The sequence below is a fragment of the Variovorax sp. GW821-FHT09D04 genome, assembly GCF_059416405.1.
The window spans coordinates 704,980-725,398 of record NZ_JBWKPA010000001.1 but is presented as its reverse complement, the minus strand read 5'-3'; the positions used below and the strand labels follow the sequence as shown (position 1 = coordinate 725,398).

Here is a 20,419-nt window from a genome sequence, read left to right as displayed (position 1 = left end):
GCGGAGGTGTCAGGCCAGGACAGCGTGTTCGCTGCCGAAGCGCTTTTCGATGTAGGTTTCGACGAGTTGGTGGAACTCGTTGGCGATATTGTCGCCGCGCAGCGTGAGGGCCTTTTCGCCGTCGATGAAGACCGGCGCGGCCGGTGCCTCGCCGGTGCCGGGCAGGCTGATGCCGATGTCGGCGTGCTTGCTCTCGCCGGGGCCGTTGACGATGCAGCCCATGACGGCCACCTTCAACGTCTCGACGCCGGGGTATTTCTTGCGCCAGACCGGCATCTGCAGGCGCAGGTAGTCGTCGATCTGCTTGGCCAGTTCCTGGAAGGTGGTGCTCGTGGTGCGGCCGCAGCCCGGGCAGGCCGTGACGCTCGGCACGAACACGCGCAGGCCCAGGGCCTGGAGGATTTCGTTGGCAATCAGCACTTCCTGCGTGCGCGACTCGCCCGGCTGCGGCGTGAGCGACACGCGGATCGTGTCGCCAATGCCCTCTTGCAGCAGGATCGACAGCGCCGTGGCCGAGGCCACCGTGCCCTTGGTGCCCATGCCGGCTTCGGTCAGGCCCAGGTGCAGCGGGTTGTCGCAGCGCTTTGCAAGCTCGCGGTAGACCGAGATCAGGTCCTGCACGCCGCTCACCTTGCACGACAGGATGACTTGGTTGCCGGCCATGCCCATCGATTCGGCCAGCTTGGCGGACTCGATGGCCGAGGTGATCAGCGCCTCGTACATCACCTGCTTGGCGTCCCAAGGCTCGGCGCGCTGGCTGTTGGTGTCCATCAGGCTGGCGAGCAGTTCCTGGTCGAGGCTGCCCCAGTTCACACCGATGCGCACCGGCTTGTTCCAGCGCATGGCCGCGTCGATCATCTGGCCGAACTGCTTGTCCTTCTTGTCGCCCTTGCCCACGTTGCCGGGGTTGATGCGGTACTTGCTCAGCGCCTCGGCGCAGGCCGGATAGTCGGTGAGCAGGCGGTGGCCGTTGTAGTGGAAGTCGCCGATCAGCGGCACGTCGATGCCCATGCGGTCGAGCTGCTCGCGGATGTAGGGCACCTGCGCGGCGGCCTCGGGCGTGTTGACGGTGATGCGGACCATCTCGGAGCCCGCAATGGCGAGCTCCTTGACCTGGATCGCGGTGCCGATGGCATCGACCGTGTCGGTGTTGGTCATCGACTGCACGCGCGTGGGCGCGTCGCCCCCCACCGTGACGATGCGCGGGCCCCAGACGACGCTGGCCTGGCGCGAGCGGCGCGCCTTGGGCGCCGCCGATTCGATGGGTTGGGGAGTGCAGTCGGTTGTCACGATTTCACCTCGAAACGCGCCACGCCGCCGCCGCGGGTGACAGGCTTCAGATCGTAGGGCTTTCCGTTCACCTGCACATCGACGGCCGATGCACGCCCCACCACCACGGACAGCGGCAGCGTGCCGGACAGCCCGACGGTCTCGCCAACCTGCAGGCTGCGGCGCAGCAACTGCTTGCCGCCGGCCTCGGTCACAGTGATCCAGCACTCCTCGCGCGCCACAAAGACGAGCTGCTGGCTGCTGGCGGTGCTGGTGTTGGCGACGGCCGCGAGGGGCGCGGAAGCCGGGGCGGTTGGCGCAGCAGCCGCCACGCCGGCGGCCGGTGCGGCGCCCACCGGGCCGGTCGGCGCCACGGCCTGCGTCGGCACGGGCTCCGAGACATCGGCCGGATCGGCGGGCGGCGGCATGGTCTCGCCCTCGTTCTTTGCGGTCAGCCGCGCGACGGAGGCGCCGATCTGGTCGAACGCCGATTGCGGCATCCAGAACAGCACGCCGGCACCGATCAAGAGCAGCACCACGACCGTCAGCAGCGCGCGCGACGGCAGGCCGCCGGAGCGTCCACCGTTCCAGCGCGGCGTGTCGGACACGACGCGGGCATTCAACGTGCGATTGGTTTCGGCCAGTGGTGCGCGTTGTGCGCCCGGCAGCTTGGCAAGCACGGGCGCCGGATCGATGCGCAGTGCGCGGCACACGCTGCTGGCCAGGGCCCGGGCGAACACCGGGTCGGGCAGCGAGGCGATGTCATCGGCCTCGAGCGCGATCAGCTTTTGCGGCGGCACCTTGAGCGCCGCGGCCACCATCTCGATGTGCAGGCCATGCGCTTCGCGCGCCTCGCGCAGCATGTCACCGGCCGTCTTGTGCGCGACGTCGCCTTCTGCCAGCGGCAGTGCCGCGGACGTCCCGAACTCCGAAACCCGTTCAGTCATTGAAATTCCCGCGCTCGTACGCCATTGCCTCCCGCGATTGAGGGAAACGTCGTTGCAGTTGACCGCCCAGCTGCGCGACAGCCTCGCGGTTGTTGAGCTTCCGTTCGATCTTGATGCCGAGCCAGAGCGTCTCGGCATTGGCCGAGGGGCTGTTGTTGACACGGCGGACGTAGAACTGCGCGCGCGACCATTCTTCGCGCTGCGCCAGCACCGAGGCCAGGTTGAAGCCGACCACCGGATTGCCGGCGTCGAGCTCGTAGGCCTGCAGGAGGCTGCGCTCGGCCTGCGGCCGCTGGCCGGCCTTGAGCTCGCAGACCCCCTGAGTCATGAGCGTCTTGGCACGGTCGGCATAGCTGGGCACGGCCAGTGCCGCGGCGAACTGCTGCGCGGCGTCGCCGTAGCGGTTCTGCTGGCACAGCAGCCAGCCATAGTTGTGGCGCGTGTTGGCGTCGCGAGGATTGATTGCGATCGCGCGGCGGAAGCTGTCTTCGGCCTGGCCGGCGTCGTCCAGTCGCATGTAGACCAGGCCCCGCAGGTTGTAGGCGTCGGCGTAGTTCGGGTCGATGGCCAGCACCTGCTTGAGCTCTTCGAGGGCGACCGAGGGCTGGCCGTGCTCGAAGTAGCCGGCCGCCAGCTCCATCCGCAGGCGGGCACGGCGACGGTTGTTTTCGTCGACGTCGGTCACGACACTGGTGCCGCTGTCGGCCCCACTGCCGACAAGCCCGGTGGTGGTGGTTCGCGTGTTGACGCAGCCCGCGAGAAGAAGCGCCACGGCGACGCTCGCGATTCCTGCGCTCAGCACTCGCTGCACGCTCGCGGTCGTCGTCGGAAAGGCCATGCTCATTGCGTCAATGCTCCTGGGGAACGGTGGTCTTGGGGGTCTTGGCGCGGGTCGGGTGCAGAACGACGGGACGCTCGGCCACCGCCGCACGGCGCTGGGCCATGCGCTCGGCCGCACGGGTGCGGTCTTTCACGTCACCGGCGAGCTGTCCGCAGGCGGCATCGATGTCGTCACCGCGCGTCTTGCGCACGGTGGTCACGAGGCCCGCTTCGCTCAGCGTGCGGGCAAAGGCCAGCACGCGCGGTTGCGGCGAGCGCAGCAGGCCCGACGCCGGAAAGGGGTTGAACGGGATCAGGTTGAACTTGCACGAGACCCCATGGGTGCGCACGAGTTCGATCAGTTGCCGCGCATGCTCGGGCTGGTCGTTGACGCCGTCGAGCATGCAGTATTCAAAGGTGATGAAGTCGCGCGGCGCATGCACGAGGTAGCGCTTGCAGGCCTCGAGCAGTTCGGCGATCGGGTACTTGCGATTGAGCGGCACGAGGTCGTCGCGCAGCGCATCGTTGGGCGCATGCAGCGAGACGGCCATGGCGACGGCGCAATCGGTGCCCAGGCGGTCGATCATCGGCACCACGCCGGAGGTCGACACGGTGACACGGCGACGCGACAGCCCGTAGGCGTTGTCGTCGAGCATGGTGCGCAAGGCGGGCACCAGCGCCGAGTAGTTCTGCAGCGGCTCGCCCATGCCCATCATCACCACGTTGGAGATGACGCGCTCGTCGCGCTTGAGGTGCTTGCGCAGGAAGTGCTCGGCGAACCAGAGCTGGGCGACGATTTCGCCCGTGGTGAGGTTGCGGCTGAAGCCCTGATGCCCGGTCGAGCAAAAGCGGCAGCCGACAGCGCAACCGGCCTGCGACGACACGCACAGCGTGCCGCGATCGTCTTCGGGAATGAACACGGCCTCGACCGCATCGCCGCCGCCGACGTCGAACAGCCACTTGATCGTGCCGTCCTTGGATTCATGCTGCGTGAGGACCGACAGGGCCTCCACGCGCGCGGTGGTCGCGAGTTTCTCGCGCAGCGACTTCGCCAGATCGGTCATCTGGGTGAAGTCGCTGGCGCCACGCTGGTGGATCCAGCGGAACAGCTGCGTGGCGCGGAATTTTTTCTCGCCGAGTTTTTCGCAGAACGCAGCCAGCCCGTCGAGATCGAATTCGAGCAGATTGGCTGTGGTCATGAATTCAGGCGAGCAACGGCTTCAGCGTGCGTAGACGTTGAGGCCGGCGAAGAAGAACGACACTTCGTTGGCAGCCGTTTCGGGCGCGTCCGAGCCGTGAACGGCGTTGGCGTCGATGCTGTCGGCGAAGTCGGCGCGGATGGTGCCGGCGGCTGCCTTCTTGGGGTCCGTGGCGCCCATCAGGTCACGGTTCTTGGCGATGGCGTTCTCGCCTTCGAGCACTTGCACGAACACGGGGCCCGAGATCATGAACTCGACTAGGTCCTTGAAGAAGGGACGCTCCTTGTGCACCGAGTAGAACTGCTCGGCTTCGTTGCGCGACAGGTGAACCAGCTTGGCGGCGACGATCTTGAGGCCAGCAGCCTCGAAGCGGGAAACGATCTTGCCGATGACGTTCTTGGCGACGGCGTCGGGCTTGATGATGGAAAGGGTACGTTCGATAGCCATTGAAATGCTTCCTGAGCTTTGATTTTGAAGTGTTTTGTCACAACTGCAACGAGTTTGTTTCGTGGCACGTCGACAAAGCCTCTGATTTTAACCGGCGCGACCTGCGGGATTGGTGAAAACCCCGCGAAAGGCCGCGCTCCGACGGCTGGCTTTCAGCGTCCGCGACGGCGTCCGCCGCCACCACCGCCAAAGCCACCACCGCCGCCTTGCGAGCCGCCACCACCGCCGCGACGTCCCGGACCGCCGCGCTGTTCCTTGCGCTGGCGCGAGAAGCTGTCGGCACCGATGTAGCCGAGCGAGGTCTTCATCGGATCGGGCTGGTTGGCACCGCCGCCACCGCCAGCACCCGTCGACCGGTTGCCACCGCCGCCCTGCCCTTGCCCCTGGCCGCCCTGACGGTTGCCGGGACCGGCGTTGCCGCGGCGCCCCTGCTGTGGCGGGCCACCGTTGCCACCGCCCCGGTTGGGACCACCGCGCCCTCCGCGCTCGCCGCGCGGCGGACGACCGTCCCCCAGCGGACTCGGAATCGGTGCTTCGCCGCGCGCTTCACGCGGCTGGCCACCGCCCATGCCGCCGTTGCGGTTGTTGTTGCCGCGGCGCTTCTTGTTCCGCCCATTGCGACCGCCACCCTCCGGCCCGCCGGGACCGCGTTGCGACGGACCCGCCGGTCGCGCCTGCGCACCGCCCGAGGCCTGGAACAGCGCCTGGATGTCGCGCTCGTCGAGCTCCATCCAGGCACCGCGCTTGAGACCGCGCGGCAGCACCATCGCGCCGTAGCGGATGCGGATCAGCCGGCTGACCGCATGGCCCACCGACTCGAACAGGCGGCGCACCTCGCGGTTGCGGCCTTCGGAAATGGTCACGCGGTACCAGCAGTTGGAGCCTTCGCCGCCACCGTCTTCGATGGTGCCGAACTGCGCCATGCCGTCGTCCAGTCGCACGCCCTCGAGCAGCTTCTTCTTTTCTTCGCTGGTGAGCGCGCCCAGCACGCGCACCGCGTACTCGCGCTCCAGGCCGAAGCGCGGGTGCATGAGCTGGTTGGCCAGGTCGCCGGAGCTGCTGAACAGCAGCAGGCCTTCGGTGTTCAGGTCGAGCCGGCCGACCGACTGCCACTTGCCCTGCTGCAGACGCGGCAGCTTGCGGAACACGGTCGGGCGGTTCTGCGGATCGTCGTGCGTGACGACCTCGCCCACGGGCTTGTGGTACGCGATCACGCGCGGCGGCGGCGGTGCGATGCGGTAGCGGATCGGCTTGCCGTTGATCTTGACCTGGTCGCCGTACTGGATGCGCTGGCCGATGTGGGCCGGCTCGTTGTTGACCGAGATGCGGCCCTGCAAGATGAGTTGCTCCATCTCGAGGCGCGAACCGAGACCGGCCTGCGCCAGCACCTTGTGCAGCTTGGGCGAATCGGCCTCGGGCAGCAGCACGCGCTTGAGCGGCGGCACCTCGGGGCTTTCCTCGTCGGCGTCGAACTGGCCGGAAATGACGTCGGCAAAACGGATCGGCTCGGTCGGCGGCGCATTGCGCTGCTCGCGCTCGGCGGCGCGACGGGCGCGGTCGAGGTCGTCTTCCTCTTCGTCGGGCTCGTCTTCCTCGTCGTCTTCGTCGTCCCCACGGTCGTCGTCTTGGTCTTCGTCGGACGCCTGGAGACGCTGTGCTTCGACCGGCGCCGGCTCGTCTGCCTCGGCTGCCACCACTTCCGCAGCCACGGGCGCCACATCGGGCTGGACCGTCGAGGGAGCCTCGGCCGCAGGAGCGACTTCCGCCGCACTCACCAATTGCTCATCCGCAGCAGGCGCCTCGACCACTTTCTTCTTGCGGGGCGCACGCGGCTTCTTCGGTGCTTCCCCGGCCTCGGCCCCTGCCGGCTCTGCGGGCGCAGCGACGGATTCAACAGCAACTTCCGTCACCTTCTTGGGCGTGGCGGCCCGCTTCCGCTTCTTGACTTCGGGTTCGACCGGCAGCATCGCTGCGTCGTCGGTGTCGGATGAGCTCATGGGGTTTTTCCGGGAGAAACAGCGTGGGGGTCGTGGGGGTCGGTCTCGTCCGCTGCGGGGGACGGGACGTCGGATTCGGGTTCTTCGGGCGCGGCGGCCACGTCGGGTTCGGCGGGCGGCTCGCCGGTTTCTGGCTCGGGCACAGGCAGCGCCTCATCGACGGGCTCAACGGCCTCGGCGATCGCCACCACCTCTTCGGCAAACTCCGCCGCATCGGTCGAGACGACTTCCGCCAACTCAGCCGACTCGGGCGGCGCATCGACCATGGCGAGTTCGGGCTGCACACCTTCTTCTCCATCCACCAGCGCTGCGGGCTCTGCAGATTCCGCAACGGCCTCTTCCGCCGCATCGCCGTCGATCGGCAGCCCCGGCTGGTCGCCCGCGGCCTGCTGCAGTGCGTCAACCAGCGCCGCCTGCTGCGCGGGCGTTTCCACCAGCGGCAGCTGGTCCAGAGAGGCCAGCCCCAGGTCGTCGAGGAACTGGCGGGTGGTCGCATAGAGCGCGGGCCGGCCGACCGTTTCGCGGTGGCCGATCACCTCGACCCAGCCGCGGTCTTCGAGCTGCTTAAGGATCAGGGAGTTGATCGTGACGCCGCGGATGTCTTCCATGTCGCCGCGCGTGGCCGGCTGCCGGTAGGCAATGATGGCCAGCGTCTCGAGCGCGGCGCGCGTGTAGCGCGGCGGCTTCTCGGGATGCAGGCGATCGAGGGCATCGCGCATCTCGGGCCGGCTTTGGAAACGCCAGCCGCTGCCGACGCTCACCAGCTCCAGGCCGCGTTGCGCCCAGTCTTCCTGCAGTTCGAGCAACAGCACCTTGATCGTGTCCACGCCCAGCTCGTCGTCGAACAGCACGCGCATGTCGCGCACCGGCAGCGGCTGGCTCGAACAGATCAAGGCGGTTTCGAGAATGCGCTTGGCATCCGCCGTATTCATGGTTCGCGTTATCCGGAAAAAGGCGCCTGGCGACGCTTGTTCAGATGGATGGAAGGGGTAGGCGTTGCCGGCACGCGGCGAGTGCAACGCAAGGCCGGCATCGGGTGGCCGGCGCGGCCCTCGGGCCGTCAGGCGCGATTGTAATCCAGCCCCCAGGTCTGCAAAGCCTGGGCCAGATCGGGCGGCGGTGGCGAACGAAACTCCATCGCCTGCTGCGTGACGGGATGCACGAACGCCAGCCGGAACGCATGCAGCGCCTGCCGCGACAGACCCGCTGCGGGCGCGCCGCCATACAGAGCGTCGCCGACCAGCGGATGACCGATCGACGCCATGTGCACGCGGATCTGGTGGGTGCGGCCGGTTTCGAGCGTGCAGCGCACCGCGCAGCCTTCGGTGTGGCTGTCGAGCCGCTCGATCAGGGTGCGCGCGGTCTTGCCCGCGTGGCGCTCCAGGTCGACCACGGCCATGCGCAGCCGGTTGCGCGGATCGCGACCGATCGGCGCATCGACCTGCCGCGCCGCCGCACCTTCCCAGGCCTTGTGCCCCATCGCCAGGTACTGGCGCTTCACCTCGCGCGCGGCGATCAGCGCCACCATGGCGTCCATCGCGGCCCGCGTGCGCGCTACCACCATCAGGCCGCTGGTGTCGCGGTCGAGGCGGTGCACGATGCCCGCGCGCGGCAGCAGCACGGCCTTCGGGTCGAGCGCCAGCAGCCCGTTCAGCAGCGTGCCGCTCCAGTGGCCCGGCGCCGGATGCACCACCAGGCCGGCCGGCTTGTCGATGATCCGCAGGTGCTCGTCCTCGTGGACCGTGACCAGCGCCATCGCCTCGGGCCGGAAGGCCTGGCTCTGGGGCGTCGGCCGCAGCTCGATGCGCCCCGACTGGCCCGCGCGCACCGTGGCAGAGACCTTGGTGAGCGTGCGCCCTTGCAGCTCGACGGCGCCAGCCTCAATGAGTTGCTGAAGGTAACTGCGCGAGAACTCGGGCACCAGCGCCGCCAGGGCGCGGTCGAGCCGCTGCCCGTGCTGCGCCTGGTCGATGGCGAAGGGACGCAGCTCGCTGGGCTCCGCGAGATCAGCGCCCTCTTCAGGTTCAGGCCCTTCCGGGGGATCGGTCAGGGGGTCGGTCGATATAATTGAGGGCAACTGTTTCACGAAAGCCGTATGTGATGTTTCGCGCCAAATTATCGGTCCCTGCCTGGATCGCGCTCAGCGCGGCGGCCCTTCTCGTCGCCGGTTGCGGTTCCACCACCAAGGAAGACAAGACCGCGAACTGGAGCCCCAACCGCATCTACTCGGAAGCCAAGGACGAAGTCGGCTCCGGCGCCTACGACAAGGCCGTGCCGCTGTACGAGAAGCTCGAAGGCCGTGCCGCCGGCACGCCGCTGGCCCAGCAGGCCCAGCTCGAGAAGGCCTACGCCCAGCACAAGGCCGGCGAAAAGGCCAACGCCATCGCCACGCTCGACCGCTTCATGAAGCTGCACCCGGCCAGCCCGGCGTTCGACTACGCGCTCTACCTGAAGGGCGTGATCAACTTCAACGACGACCTGGGCATGTTCGCGTTCCTGACGCGCCAGGACCTGTCCGAGCGCGACCAGAAGGCCGCCAAGGAATCGTTCGAGTCCTTCCGCGACCTCGTGACGCGCTTCCCCGAGTCGCGCTATGCGCCCGACGCGCGCCAGCGCATGAACTACATCGTGAACTCGCTCGCGCAGTACGAAGTTCACGTGGCCCGCTATTACTACTCGCGTGGTGCCTACCTGGCGGCCATCAACCGGGCGCAGATCGCGCTGTCCGACTACCGCGAAGTGCCGGCGCTCGAAGAAGCCCTGTACATCATGGTGAAGTCGTACGACGCGCTCGGCATGAAGGACCTGCGCGACGATGCACAACGCGTGCTGACCACCAACTACCCGCAGAGCACCTACCTGGCGAACGGCTTCAAGGGCAGCACCGACCCCTGGTGGAAGCTCTGGTAATCCAGCGCCCCACCCGGTAGATATCAGTCCGATTTCCTGAGCGCGTCGATCGCGCTCTCGAAATCCGCTTCGGTTTCCAGCCGGCGCATCGGCGGCAACGCCGCCAGCAGCCGCCGGCCATAGCCCATCGCCACGAGGCGCGTGTCGCAGATCGCGAGTACGCCGCTGTCGGTTTCACGGCGGATGAGGCGCCCCGCCCCCTGCTTCAATGCCACGGCCGCTTCGGGCAGCGAATAGTCGCTGAACGAGCTGCGCCCCTGCGCTTCGAGCCGCTGCGAGCGGGCCTCCACCAGCGGATCGTTGGGCGGCGGGAACGGCAGCTTGTCGATCACGACGAACTGCAGCGCGTCGCCCGGCGCATCGAAGCCTTCCCAGAACGACGCCGATGCGACCAGCACGCAGCCCGCACGCCCGTTGCTCGCGCCTTCGCGGAAGCGGTCCATGAGCACGCGCTTGGGCAGCTCGCCCTGCACCAGCACCTCGGGTCGTGCTTCTGTCTGGAGCAGTTCGAACTGCTGGCGCATCGCGTCGCCGATGGTGCGCAGCGCGCGCAGCGTGGTGGTCAGCACCAGCGTGCGCCCGCCGAGCTCCGCGGCGCCGTGCGCGGCCAGCTTGGCCACCTGCTGGCTGTGCGTGGGATCGTTGGGCTTCGGAAAGGCCCGCGGCACATAGATCGCCGCCTGCGAGGCGTAGTCGAACGGACTTTGCACGCGCAGCACTTCGGCATCGCGCAGGCCGCAGGGCTCGGTGAACCAGCGCAGCGTGGGGTCGTCGCCCAGCGTGGCGGAGGTGAAGACCCAGGCGCGGCGGCTGTCTTCCTGCGGTGGCGGCGGGACGGCGCCGTGCTCGGGGTCTTCCTCGTCGTCGCCGTAGGGCAGCTCGGACTCCACAGGCTCGTCGGCCAGCTTGAGCACCCGCTTGCGCATCGCATCGGCGATGTCGAGCGGCGACTCGATCAGCCGCAGCTGCGTGCCGACATCGACCCAGCGCACGGAGTCGAGCTCGCACGGCTGCGCGAAACGCGCCGTGCGCTTGGCGAGCTGGCGCGCGCGCTCGTGCAGGCGCACGAAGTCGGGCGAGATCTCGCTCACCGTGTCCAGCCCGTCGGCGGCCAGCACGAAGGCGTCCTGCAGGTCGTCGAGCGCGCCTTGCCAGGCCTCGGCATTCACGCCCTCGGGGGCCGGGCCGATCCAGCGCAGCTTGGCGCCCGGCCATTGCTTGCCGACCACCAGCCGCAGCTCGCGCGCCGCGCGTTCCACGCCCGCCACCAGCTGCTGCCAGTCGACCAGCCCGCGCGCATGCTGCAGGCCCGCGCCGAGCATGTCGCGCGCGAAGTCGAGCGCCTGCCCGCTGCCGAGCTGTGCGCCCAGGAACTGCACGCCGGTTTCGTTGAGCTGGTGCGCCTCGTCGAACACGACGACGCTCACGGTCGGCAGCAGCTCGGCCATGCCTGTCTCGCGCACCGCGAGGTCGGCAAAGAACAGGTGGTGGTTGATGACCACGATGTCGGCCGCCAGCGCCTCGCGCCGCGCCAGGTTGACGTGGCAGGCCTTGAACTGCGGGCATTGCGCGCCCAGGCAGTTCTCGCGCGTGGAGGTGATCAGCGGGATCAGTGGCGAACGTTCGTCGAGCCCCGGCAGCTCTGCGAGGTCGCCGGTGCGCGTGGCTTTCGACCACTGCTCGATCTTTGCCAGCGTGCGCAGGCTGCCGCGCTCGGGCAGCGAGGCGTCGTGGCGCGCCATGTCGAGCCGATGCAGGCACAGGTAGCTGCCCCGCCCTTTCAGCAGCGCCGTACGTATCGGCAGCGCGAAGGCCTCGACAAGGCGCGGCAGGTCGCGGCCGAACAGCTGGTCCTGCAGGGTCTTGGTGGCGGTCGAGAGCAGCACGCGCTCGCCGCTCAGCAGCGCCGGCACGAGGTACGAGAAGGTCTTGCCCACGCCCGTGCCGGCCTCGACCACGAGCATGCCGCCGTCGGAAATGGTGCGGGCCACGGCCATCGCCATCTCGGTCTGGCCGCCGCGTTCGCGGAACTGCTCGGCGGCCTGCGACAGCACCCCGTCCTGCGCGAACGCATCGCGCACCTGGTTTTCGAGCGGCGACGTCACGCCGGTTCTTTCGGGTCGAGCGCGTTCTCGAGCTGGGCGATCTGGTCGCGCAGGGCGAGGCGGCGCTTTTTCAGGCGGCGCATCAGCAGTTCGTCCTGCGGCGTGCCGTCTTCCGAGAGCCGGTCGATGGTGGCGTCGAGGTCGGCATGCGCAATGCGCAGCTCGATCAGCTGACGGGAAAGGGAATGAAGATTGGAGTCCAACGGTGGGGGTGCGCGTGCCGCATGGGGCCGCGCGTGTTCATTCGATAATACGTCCTGACACGAACCCCAGAGAAGACAGAAAGCGCGCCTCTGGCGCCCCAGCGCTCATGACCCAAGGCTTTCGACTCGCCGCCGCCACCGGCCTCCACAAGGGGGATCGCCCCTACCAGCAGGACCAGGTGCTGTTGATGAGCCACCCTCGCACGCCGGGCTGCGTGCTCGGTGTCATCGCCGACGGCATGGGCGGACGCAGCGGCGGGCGCAAGGCGTCCGACCAGGTGCTCATGACCGCGCGCCAGCTCTTCACCCGCTACAGCCCCGAGCGCGACGACCCCGCCGTCGTGCTGCGCCAGCTGCTCGAAGACGCCCACACCGTGATCAAGCTCACGGCGCTGTCGAGCGAGCAGGAACCGCACAGCACGCTGGCCGCCTTCCTGATGAACCCGAAAGGCGACTGCGCCTGGATCCACGCAGGCGACTCGCGCATCTATCACTTCAACGACGGCGCGCTGGTCAAGCGCACGCGCGACCATTCGTACGTGCAGGCGCTGGTCGATCGCGGCCAGATCAGCGAGGCCGAGGCCAACATCCATCCGCAGGGCAACATCCTGCTGGGCTGCCTGGGCATGACGACCACGCCGCCGCCCGTCGATCCGCACCACATCGCCAAGCTGCAGCCGGGCGACCTGCTCATGGCCTGCAGCGACGGGCTGTGGCACTACTTCTCGCCCGAGGAACTGGCCAGCGTGCTGTACGCGCAGCCGCCGCGCGATGCGGTGGAAATCCTGGTGGGAGAAGCGCGGCGCCGTGCGCGCGGCACGGGCGACAACATCTCGATCGCGGTGCTCAAGCTCGACCGGCTGCCCGCGGCGGCCTGAGCGCCCGCCCTCTTTCAAGGATCAGGGCGAGGAAGCCGCCGGTGCCGGTGGCAACGGTGCGCCGCGCGGCTTGGTGCGCTCGGCGTTCTGGCGTTCGCGGTTGGCGCGGTGTTCCGCCGCCCGCTTCTGCTTGTCCTCGAAGCGCGTGGTCGCGGCCGGCGCTTCGGCGCGGCGCTGGGCCGCCTTGGCCTGCTCGTCGGCATGGGCCTTCTGCTTGTTCTCGAACTGGCGCTGGCGCTCGGCCGCGTCGGCCGCGGTCGCGGCCCGGCTCGCGGCGTGGTCGGCGGCGCGCTGCTCGCGCGCCTTCTGGTCTTCCTGCGACTTCTCGCGCTGTTCGCGCGAATCCTGCGGGCGCTGGGTGGAGGCCTTCTGGTCGAGCTTCTGCAGCTCGGCCGCGCCGCTGCGCTGGCGCTGGATGTCGTTGATCGCGGTTTCCTGTCGCTTGATGTGGTCGGTTTCCTTGCGACGGCGGCTGCGGCTTTCGCGCAGGCAGTCTTCGACCGCGAACTTCTTGTAGCAGGCCGCGCGCTCCTTCGCGTAGCGCGACTCGATGACCTCCCGCTCGGCCGCCAGGCGGCTGCGTTCGGCTTCGAGGTCGGCGTTGCCCGCCGCCGCATTGGACTGGGCCCACAGCGGCAGGCTGGCCAAGGCCAGAAACAGGGCAAGAGCGGTTTTTTTCATGTGAGTCGAGTGTCGACGATGCGGCGTTCCAGGGCGAGGAATTCGCTCGACTGCATTTCGGTGAGCCGGGACACCGTGCGCGGAAACTCGTGCGCCAGCGGCCCCTCGGTGTACAACGCCTCGGGCGGAACCTCGGCCGACATGATGAGCTTGCAGCGCCGGTCGTACAAGACGTCGACCAGCCAGGTGAAACGCCGGGCTTCCGAGGCCATGCGCACCGGCATGTGCGGCACGTCGGACAGCAGCACGGTGTGGAACTGGCTCGCGATCTCGAGGTAGTCGTTCTGCGAACGCGGGCCGCCGCACAGCGTCTTGAAGTCGAACCACACCACGCCGCCGGCCTTGCGCAGCGCGCGGATCTCGCGCTGCTCGATGTGCAGGATCGGGTTTTCGTCGGCCGTCTCGGCCAGCTTGTCGAAGGCGTGGCGCATTTCCTTCTCGGCCGCCGCGTCGTTCGGCGTGAGGTACATGCGCAGTTGCTCCAGCGTGCGGCGCCGGTAGTCGGTGCCGTTGTCCACGCTCAGCACTTCGAGCTTCTGGTTGAGCAATGCAATGGCGGGCAGGATGCGGTCGCGGTGCAGGCCGCCCGGATACAGGTCGTCGGGCTTGAAGTTCGAGGTGGTGACAAAGCCCACGCCGTTGTCGAACAGCGCCACGAGCAGCCGGTGCAGGATCATCGCGTCGGTGATGTCCGCGACGTGGAACTCGTCGAAGCAGATCAGCTTGTAGCGCTTGGAGATGCGAAGTCCCAGCTCGTCGAGCGGGTTCACGGTGCCCTGCAGGTCGCGCAGCTCGCGGTGCACTTCGCGCATGAACTCGTGGAAGTGCAGGCGTGTCTTGCGCCGCAGCGGCACGGCGTTGAAGAACAGGTCCATCAGGAAGCTCTTGCCGCGCCCCACGCCGCCGTACATGTAGACGCCGCGCGGCAGCTCCGGCCGGTTGATGAGCTTCTTCAGCGCGTTGGAGCGCCGGGCCTTGTACTCGCCCCACTCGGTGGCGCAGCGGTCGAGCGCCTCGACGGCCGCCAGTTGTGCGGGATCGCTCTTGAACCCGCGTGCCGCGAGTTCCGCTTCGTAAGCCTGTTTGACGCTCAAGGGATCGGATCGCTTCAAAAATGGAGAGCCCCGACCGCCCCGCGAGGGTCGATCGGGGCCGGGTTCGCTCAAGAACCGGAGATCAGAAGTTGAGCGTGCGCTTGTCCACGGCCAGGGCCGCTTCCTTGGTGGCTTCCGACAGCGACGGGTGCGCATGGCAGATGCGCGCGATGTCTTCGGCGCTGGCCTTGAACTCCATCGCCACCACGGCTTCGGAGATCAGCTCGCTGGCCTGCGGGCCCACGATGTGCACGCCCAGGATCTCGTCCGTGGCGGCGTCGGCCAGGAACTTGACCATGCCGGTCGTGTCGCCCAGCGCGCGTGCGCGGCCGTTCGCCAGGAACGGGAAGGTGCCGGCCTTGTAGGCGCGGCCCGCGGCCTTGAGTTGCTGCTCGGTCTGGCCGACCCACGCGATCTCGGGGCTGGTGTAGATCACCCACGGCACGGTGTTGAAGTTCACATGGCCGTGCTGGCCCGCGATGCGCTCCGCCACGGCCACGCCTTCTTCCTCGGCCTTGTGCGCCAGCATCGGGCCGCGCACCACGTCGCCGATGGCCCACACGTTGGGCAGGCTGGTCTTGCAGTCGTCGTCCACGGCGATGGCGCCGCGCTCGTCGAGCTTCAGGCCCACGGCTTCGGCGTTCAGGCCGATGGTGTTGGGCACGCGGCCGATCGAGACGATCAGCTTGTCGACTTCCAGCGTCTGGGCTTCGCCCTTGGCGTTGGTCCAGGCGACGCTCACGCCCTTCTTCGACGACTTGATCTCGCCGACCTTCACGCCGAGTTCGATCTTCAGCTTCTGCTTGTCGAAGGCCTTCTTGGCTTCCTTGGCGATCTGCTCGTCCACGGCGCCCAGGAAGGTCGGCAGTGCTTCGAGCACCGTGACCTCGGCACCGAGGCGGCGCCACACCGAGCCCATTTCGAGGCCGATGACGCCCGAGCCGATCAGGCCCAGCTTCTTCGGCACCGCACCGATGCGCAGCGCGCCGTCGTTCGAGAGGATGTTTTCCTCGTCGAACGGCGTGCCCGGCAGCGCGCGGGCGTTGGAGCCCGTGGCGACGATGATGTGCTTGCCGCTGATCGATTCTTCAGCGGCGCCCGCCACCTTGATCTCGTAGCCGGCGTCGTCCGCCTTCACGAACGAACCGCGGCCGTGGAAGAAGCTGATCTTGTTCTTCTTGAACAGGTACAGGATGCCGTCGTTGTTCTGCTTCACGACCTGGTCCTTGCGGGCCAGCATCTTGTCGATGTCCAGGCCGAGGCCTTCGACCTTGATGCCGTGGTCCGCAAAGTGGTGACCGGCCTGCTCGAAGTGCTCCGACGATTGCAGCAGCGCCTTCGAGGGGATGCAGCCGACGTTGGTGCAGGTGCCGCCCGGTGCGGGGCCGCCCTTGCCGTTCTTCCACTCGTCGATGCAGGCCACGTTAAAGCCGAGCTGCGCAGCGCGGATCGCCGCGATGTAGCCGCCAGGACCGCCGCCGATGACGACGACGTCGAATTGCTTGTTTGCCATCTGGTTCTTGCTCCCCGGATCAGATGTCGAACAGCAGGCGCGACGGATCTTCCAGCGCTTCCTTCATGGCGACCAGGCCCAGCACGGCTTCGCGGCCGTCGATGATGCGGTGGTCGTAGCTCATGGCGAGGTAGTTCATCGGGCGAACGACGATCTGGCCGTTTTCGACCACGGCGCGGTCCTTGGTGGCGTGCACGCCCAGGATGGCCGACTGGGGCGGGTTGATGATCGGGGTCGAGAGCATCGAGCCGAAGGTGCCGCCGTTGGAGATGGAGAACGTGCCGCCGGTCATTTCTTCAATGCCCAGCTTGCCGTCCTGTGCCTTCTTGCCGTACTCGGCGATCTTCTTCTCGATGTCGGCGAAGCTCATCTGGTCTGCATTGCGCAGGATGGGCACCACCAGGCCGCGCGGCGAACCGACGGCGATGCCGATGTCGAAGTAGCCGTGGTACAGGATGTCGTTGCCGTCGACCGAGGCGTTGAGCACCGGGTACTTCTTCAGGGCGTGCACGGCGGCCTTCACGAAGAAGCTCATGAAGCCGAGCTTCACGCCGTGTTCCTTGGTGAACGCGTCCTGGAACTTCTTGCGCAGGTCCATGACCGGGGCCATGTTCACTTCGTTGAAGGTGGTCAGGATGGCGTTGGTCGATTGCGACTGGATCAGGCGCTCGGCGATGCGCGCGCGCAGGCGGCTCATCGGCACGCGCTGTTCCGGGCGCTCGCCCAGGTCAGGCGCGGCAGGCGCAGCCACCTGTTGCAGCGCGGGCTTGGCAGCCGGTGCGGCGATGGTGGCGGCAGGCTTGGCGCCGGCAGCCACGGCGCCGAGCACGTCGCCCTTGGTCACGCGGCCATCCTTGCCCGTGCCAGCCACGTCGCTGGTCTTCAGGTTGTTGTCGGCCAGCAGCTTGGCGGCGGCGGGCATGGCCACGTCGGCCTTCGAACCGCCGGTGGCGGCGGCTGCCGCTGCGGGAGCAGCAGCGGCCGGTGCGGCGGCGGGGGCTGCAGCAGCAGCGGGTGCGGCGGCGGCCTTGCCGTCGGTGTCGATCTTGGCGATCAGCTGCTCGGCCACCACGGTGGCGCCGTCGGGCTGAACGATCTCGACCAGCACGCCAGCCGAGGGTGCGGGCACTTCGAGCACGACCTTGTCGGTTTCGATCTCGATCAGGATTTCATCGACGGCGACGGCTTCGCCGGCTTTCTTCTTCCACGTGAGCATGGTGGCCTCGGCCACGGATTCGGAAAGCTGGGGGACTTTGACTTCTACGATAGACATTTGGAGTGAGCTCCGTTTTGTTCTTGAGGGTGTTCGTGTGAAAAGGGACGGTTCTTACTTGGTCAGCACGAAGCCCTTGAGCTTGCCAAATGCGCCATCGACCAGCGCCTTCTGCTGTTCCTGGTGCAGGTGCGAGTAGCCGACGGCAGGCGATGCCGAAGCGGCACGGCCGGAGTAGCCGAGCTTCTGGCCTTCCTGCATGTTTTCGTGGATGTAGTGCTGCACGAAGAACCAGGCGCCCTGGTTCTGCGGCTCGTCCTGGCACCACACGATGTCCACGAGGTTGGGGTACTTCTTGACCTCGGCGGCGAACGCCTTGTGCGGGAACGGATAGAGCTGCTCGACGCGGATGATCGCCACGTCGTCGCTGCCCTGCTCTTCGCGCTTCTTGGCCAGGTCGTAGTAGACCTTGCCCGAGCAGGCGATCAGGCGCTTGACCTTCTCGGCCTTCAGACCCTTGCTGTCGGGAATGACGGTCTGGAAGCTGCCCTTGGTGAACTCGGACAGCGGCGAGGTCGCGTCCTTGTTGCGCAGCAGCGACTTGGGCGTGAGGATGATCAGCGGCTTGCGCAGGTTGCGCACCATCTGGCGACGCAAGATGTGGAAGATCTGGCTGGCCGTGGTGGGCTGCACCACCTGCATGTTGGTGTCGGCGCTCAGCTGCATGAAGCGCTCCAGGCGTGCCGAGCTGTGCTCGGGGCCCTGGCCTTCGTAGCCGTGCGGCAGCATCATCGTGATGCCGTTGACGCGGCCCCACTTCACTTCGCCCGAGGCGATGAACTGGTCGATCACCACTTGCGCGCCGTTCACGAAGTCGCCGAACTGGGCTTCCCAGATGACGAGCGTGTTGGGGTCGTTCGAGGCGTAGCCGTATTCGAAGGCCAGCACGGCTTCTTCGGACAGGATCGAGTCGATGACGACGAACGGGGCCTGGTTCTCGGCCACGTTCTGCAGCGGCGTGTAGGTGCCGGTGTCGAACTTCTCGCGGTTCTGGTCGTGCAGCACCGCGTGGCGGTGCGTGAACGTGCCGCGGCCCGAGTCTTCACCCGACAGGCGCACCGGGTAGCCGCTGGCCACCAGCGAGGCGAAGGCCATGTGCTCGCCCATGCCCCAGTCGACGTTGACGTCGCCACGGCCCATGGCTGCGCGGTCGTCCAGCACCTTCTTCACGAGCGGGTGCACGGTGAAGTTCTCGGGTGCCTTGGTGATGCGCTCGGCCAGGCGCTTCCACTCGGCGGAGGGAATGGCGGTGTCGCCGGCGTCGGTCCACTTCTTGTTGAGGTACGGGCTCCAGTCGACGGCGTACTTGCTCTTGAAGTTGGTGAGCACGGGGTCGACGGTGTTCTTGCCTTCGTCGAAGGCGGCGCGCTGCGCCTTGACCATGTCGTCGCCGAGCGTGTCGCCCAGGCCTTGCGCGGCCAGCTTGTCGGCGTACAGCTTGCGCGTGCCAGGGTGGGCCGCGATCTTCTTGTACATCAGCGGCTGGGTGAGCGAAGGCGTGTCCTGCTCGTTGTGGCCCAGCTTGCGGAAACAGATGATGTCGACGACCACGTCCTTCTGGAATTCCATGCGGAAATCAAGAGCGAACTGGGTGGCGAGCACCACGGCTTCGGGGTCGTCGCCGTTCACGTGCAGCACCGGCGCTTCGATCATCTTGACGATGTCCGAGCAGTACAGCGTCGAGCGGCTGTCGCGCGGGTCGCTGGTGGTGAAGCCGATCTGGTTGTTGATGACGATGTGCACCGTGCCGCCGGTGGAATAACCACGGGTTTCGGCCAGTGCCAGCGTTTCCATCACGACGCCCTGGCCTGCGAAGGCGGCATCGCCGTGCACGATCACGGGCAGCACCTGCTTGCCCAGCGGGTCGCCGCGGCGGTCCATGCGGGCACGCACCGAGCCTTCGACCACGGGGTTCACGATTTCCAGGTGCGAGGGGTTGAACGCCAGGCTCAGGTGGACCGGGCCGCCGGGGGTGGTCACGTCCGAGCTGAAGCCCTGGTGGTACTTGACGTCGCCGCTGGGCAGGTCTTCGGGGGCGGTGTGGTCGAACTCGGCGAACAGGTCGGCGGGCATCTTGCCCAGCGAGTTCACCAGCACGTTCAGGCGGCCGCGGTGGGCCATGCCGATCACGATTTCCTGCACGCCCTTGACGCCGGCCTGGTTGATCAGCTCGTCCATCGCGACGATGAAGCTTTCGCCGCCTTCGAGCGAGAAGCGCTTCTGGCCGACGTACTTGGTGTGCAGGAAGCGCTCGAGGCCTTCGGCGGCCGTCAGGCGGTTCAGCACGTGCTTCTTCTGCTCGGCGCTGAGCTTGGGGTTCGTGCGGGCGCTTTCGAGCTTCTGCTGCCACCAGCGCTTGTGGTTCTGGTCGGTGGTGTACATGTACTCGGCACCCATCGTGCCGCAGTACGTTTCACGCAGGGCATTGAGCAGGTCGCGCAGCGACATGGTCTCCTTGCCGAAGAAGGTGTTGCTGGTGTTGAACACCGTCTCGAGGTCGGCGTCGGCAAAACCGTAGAACGAGGGCTCGAGTTCCGGAATGGCGGGACGCTCGGCGCGCTTGAGCGGGTCGAGGTCGGCCCAGCGGGCGCCGACGTTGCGGTAGGCGGCGATCAGCTGCTGGACTGCCGTGCGCTTGCGGCCGAGTTCGGAGTCGGCGCCGCTGGCCTGCACGACACGGGTCGTGCCCTGCTTGGCCAGTTCGGCAAAGGCGTTGATGACCGGCAGGTGGGGGACGTCGCGGGCGCTGGTGCCGTCGGCGGCGGGAACGTTCTGCAGGGCGTCGAAATACGTGCGCCAGTTGTCGGGAACGCTGCCGGGGTTGGCGAGGTAGTTTTCGTACATCTCCTCGACATAGGGCGCATTGCCGCCGAAGAGGTAGGTGTTGCCTTGATAGGCGGTGTACGCCGTGGGCGTAGAGGAATCGCTCATGATCCGCTGACCTTCGCTTCCCTGGAGGAAGCACGAGTTGGTTAAGAAACCTTCCGCGACACGGCTGGACCGATTGGCGGATGCGACTGTGGCTGGGGAAGGGCCTGAGTACCTTGGCATTGTGCCACGTCAACCATATGACGACAGAACGCG

17 protein-coding genes are annotated in these 20,419 nt (G+C 67.5%); 2 read left to right on the top strand and 15 right to left on the bottom strand.

Annotation, left to right across the window (positions count from 1 at the left end; translation table 11 throughout):
• Window positions 1-9 precede the first annotated feature (9 nt).
• The 8 genes from ispG to AC07O4_RS03180 all read right to left on the bottom strand — a co-directional run bounded on the left by ispG (window position 10) and on the right by AC07O4_RS03180 (window position 8,764).
• Window positions 10-1,290, bottom strand: coding sequence for a flavodoxin-dependent (E)-4-hydroxy-3-methylbut-2-enyl-diphosphate synthase (gene ispG / locus AC07O4_RS03215; protein WP_070061008.1), 1,281 nt, complete (start codon window positions 1,288-1,290; stop codon window positions 10-12).
• A complete protein-coding gene (locus tag AC07O4_RS03210) occupies window positions 1,287-2,216 on the bottom strand; it encodes a helix-turn-helix domain-containing protein (protein WP_369646703.1) in 930 nt (309 codons plus the stop codon). The genes ispG and AC07O4_RS03210 overlap by 4 nt, the downstream gene beginning before the upstream one ends.
• The gene (gene pilW, locus AC07O4_RS03205) at window positions 2,209-3,060 is read right to left on the bottom strand and encodes a type IV pilus biogenesis/stability protein PilW (protein ID WP_495303749.1); all 852 of its coding nucleotides are present in this window, start codon (window positions 3,058-3,060) and stop codon (window positions 2,209-2,211) included. The genes AC07O4_RS03210 and pilW overlap by 8 nt, the downstream gene beginning before the upstream one ends.
• Before the next feature lie 4 nt (window positions 3,061-3,064).
• On the bottom strand, window positions 3,065-4,234 hold the full coding sequence (gene rlmN / locus AC07O4_RS03200; RefSeq protein ID WP_159271535.1) for a dual-specificity RNA methyltransferase RlmN: 1,170 nt from the start codon (window positions 4,232-4,234) through the stop codon (window positions 3,065-3,067).
• Between the two features lie 21 nt (window positions 4,235-4,255).
• The gene (gene ndk / locus AC07O4_RS03195; RefSeq protein WP_013542117.1) at window positions 4,256-4,681 is read right to left on the bottom strand and encodes a nucleoside-diphosphate kinase; all 426 of its coding nucleotides are present in this window, start codon (window positions 4,679-4,681) and stop codon (window positions 4,256-4,258) included.
• A gap of 152 nt (window positions 4,682-4,833) precedes the next feature.
• Window positions 4,834-6,678, bottom strand: a complete 1,845-nt coding sequence (locus AC07O4_RS03190; RefSeq protein WP_495303748.1) for a pseudouridine synthase — start codon at window positions 6,676-6,678, stop codon at window positions 4,834-4,836.
• Window positions 6,675-7,610: an SMC-Scp complex subunit ScpB gene (gene scpB / locus AC07O4_RS03185; protein WP_495303747.1), complete on the bottom strand. Its 936-nt coding sequence runs from the start codon at window positions 7,608-7,610 to the stop codon at window positions 6,675-6,677. The genes AC07O4_RS03190 and scpB overlap by 4 nt, the downstream gene beginning before the upstream one ends.
• 128 nt (window positions 7,611-7,738) lie before the next feature.
• A complete protein-coding gene (locus AC07O4_RS03180; protein ID WP_495303746.1) occupies window positions 7,739-8,764 on the bottom strand; it encodes an RluA family pseudouridine synthase in 1,026 nt (341 codons plus the stop codon).
• A 14-nt stretch (window positions 8,765-8,778) separates the two neighbouring features.
• On the opposite strand from AC07O4_RS03180, the gene AC07O4_RS03175 reads away from it, so the two are divergent.
• Window positions 8,779-9,588 carry an outer membrane protein assembly factor BamD gene (locus AC07O4_RS03175; RefSeq protein WP_070061014.1) on the top strand — a complete coding sequence of 270 codons (810 nt, stop codon included), beginning with the start codon at window positions 8,779-8,781 and terminating at the stop codon, window positions 9,586-9,588.
• Between the two features lie 23 nt (window positions 9,589-9,611).
• On the opposite strand, the gene yoaA is transcribed toward AC07O4_RS03175, so the two are convergent.
• The gene (gene yoaA / locus AC07O4_RS03170) at window positions 9,612-11,693 is read right to left on the bottom strand and encodes a DNA repair helicase YoaA (protein ID WP_495303745.1); all 2,082 of its coding nucleotides are present in this window, start codon (window positions 11,691-11,693) and stop codon (window positions 9,612-9,614) included.
• Window positions 11,690-11,896, bottom strand: a complete 207-nt coding sequence (locus tag AC07O4_RS03165; RefSeq protein WP_062481953.1) for an HP1242/YdcH family protein — start codon at window positions 11,894-11,896, stop codon at window positions 11,690-11,692. Before AC07O4_RS03165 ends, yoaA begins: the two co-directional genes overlap by 4 nt.
• Before the next feature lie 107 nt (window positions 11,897-12,003).
• Between AC07O4_RS03165 and AC07O4_RS03160 the strand changes: the two genes are divergently transcribed.
• Window positions 12,004-12,774: a PP2C family protein-serine/threonine phosphatase gene (locus AC07O4_RS03160; RefSeq protein ID WP_095745659.1), complete on the top strand. Its 771-nt coding sequence runs from the start codon at window positions 12,004-12,006 to the stop codon at window positions 12,772-12,774.
• A gap of 21 nt (window positions 12,775-12,795) precedes the next feature.
• Here AC07O4_RS03160 and AC07O4_RS03155 read toward each other — a convergent pair whose 3' ends face one another.
• From AC07O4_RS03155 to AC07O4_RS03135, 5 genes are all read right to left on the bottom strand, one after another.
• Window positions 12,796-13,455, bottom strand: a complete 660-nt coding sequence (locus tag AC07O4_RS03155; RefSeq protein ID WP_495303744.1) for a hypothetical protein — start codon at window positions 13,453-13,455, stop codon at window positions 12,796-12,798.
• Entirely contained in the window at window positions 13,452-14,549 is a 1,098-nt protein-coding gene (zapE, locus tag AC07O4_RS03150; RefSeq protein WP_062480826.1) for a cell division protein ZapE, read from the bottom strand. Before zapE ends, AC07O4_RS03155 begins: the two co-directional genes overlap by 4 nt.
• Before the next feature lie 82 nt (window positions 14,550-14,631).
• Entirely contained in the window at window positions 14,632-16,062 is a 1,431-nt protein-coding gene (gene lpdA, locus AC07O4_RS03145; RefSeq protein ID WP_056580084.1) for a dihydrolipoyl dehydrogenase, read from the bottom strand.
• A gap of 19 nt (window positions 16,063-16,081) precedes the next feature.
• A complete protein-coding gene (odhB, locus tag AC07O4_RS03140) occupies window positions 16,082-17,335 on the bottom strand; it encodes a 2-oxoglutarate dehydrogenase complex dihydrolipoyllysine-residue succinyltransferase (protein ID WP_492743837.1) in 1,254 nt (417 codons plus the stop codon).
• Between the two features lie 54 nt (window positions 17,336-17,389).
• Entirely contained in the window at window positions 17,390-20,266 is a 2,877-nt protein-coding gene (locus AC07O4_RS03135) for a 2-oxoglutarate dehydrogenase E1 component (RefSeq protein WP_062480820.1), read from the bottom strand.
• Window positions 20,267-20,419: the final 153 nt, after the last annotated feature.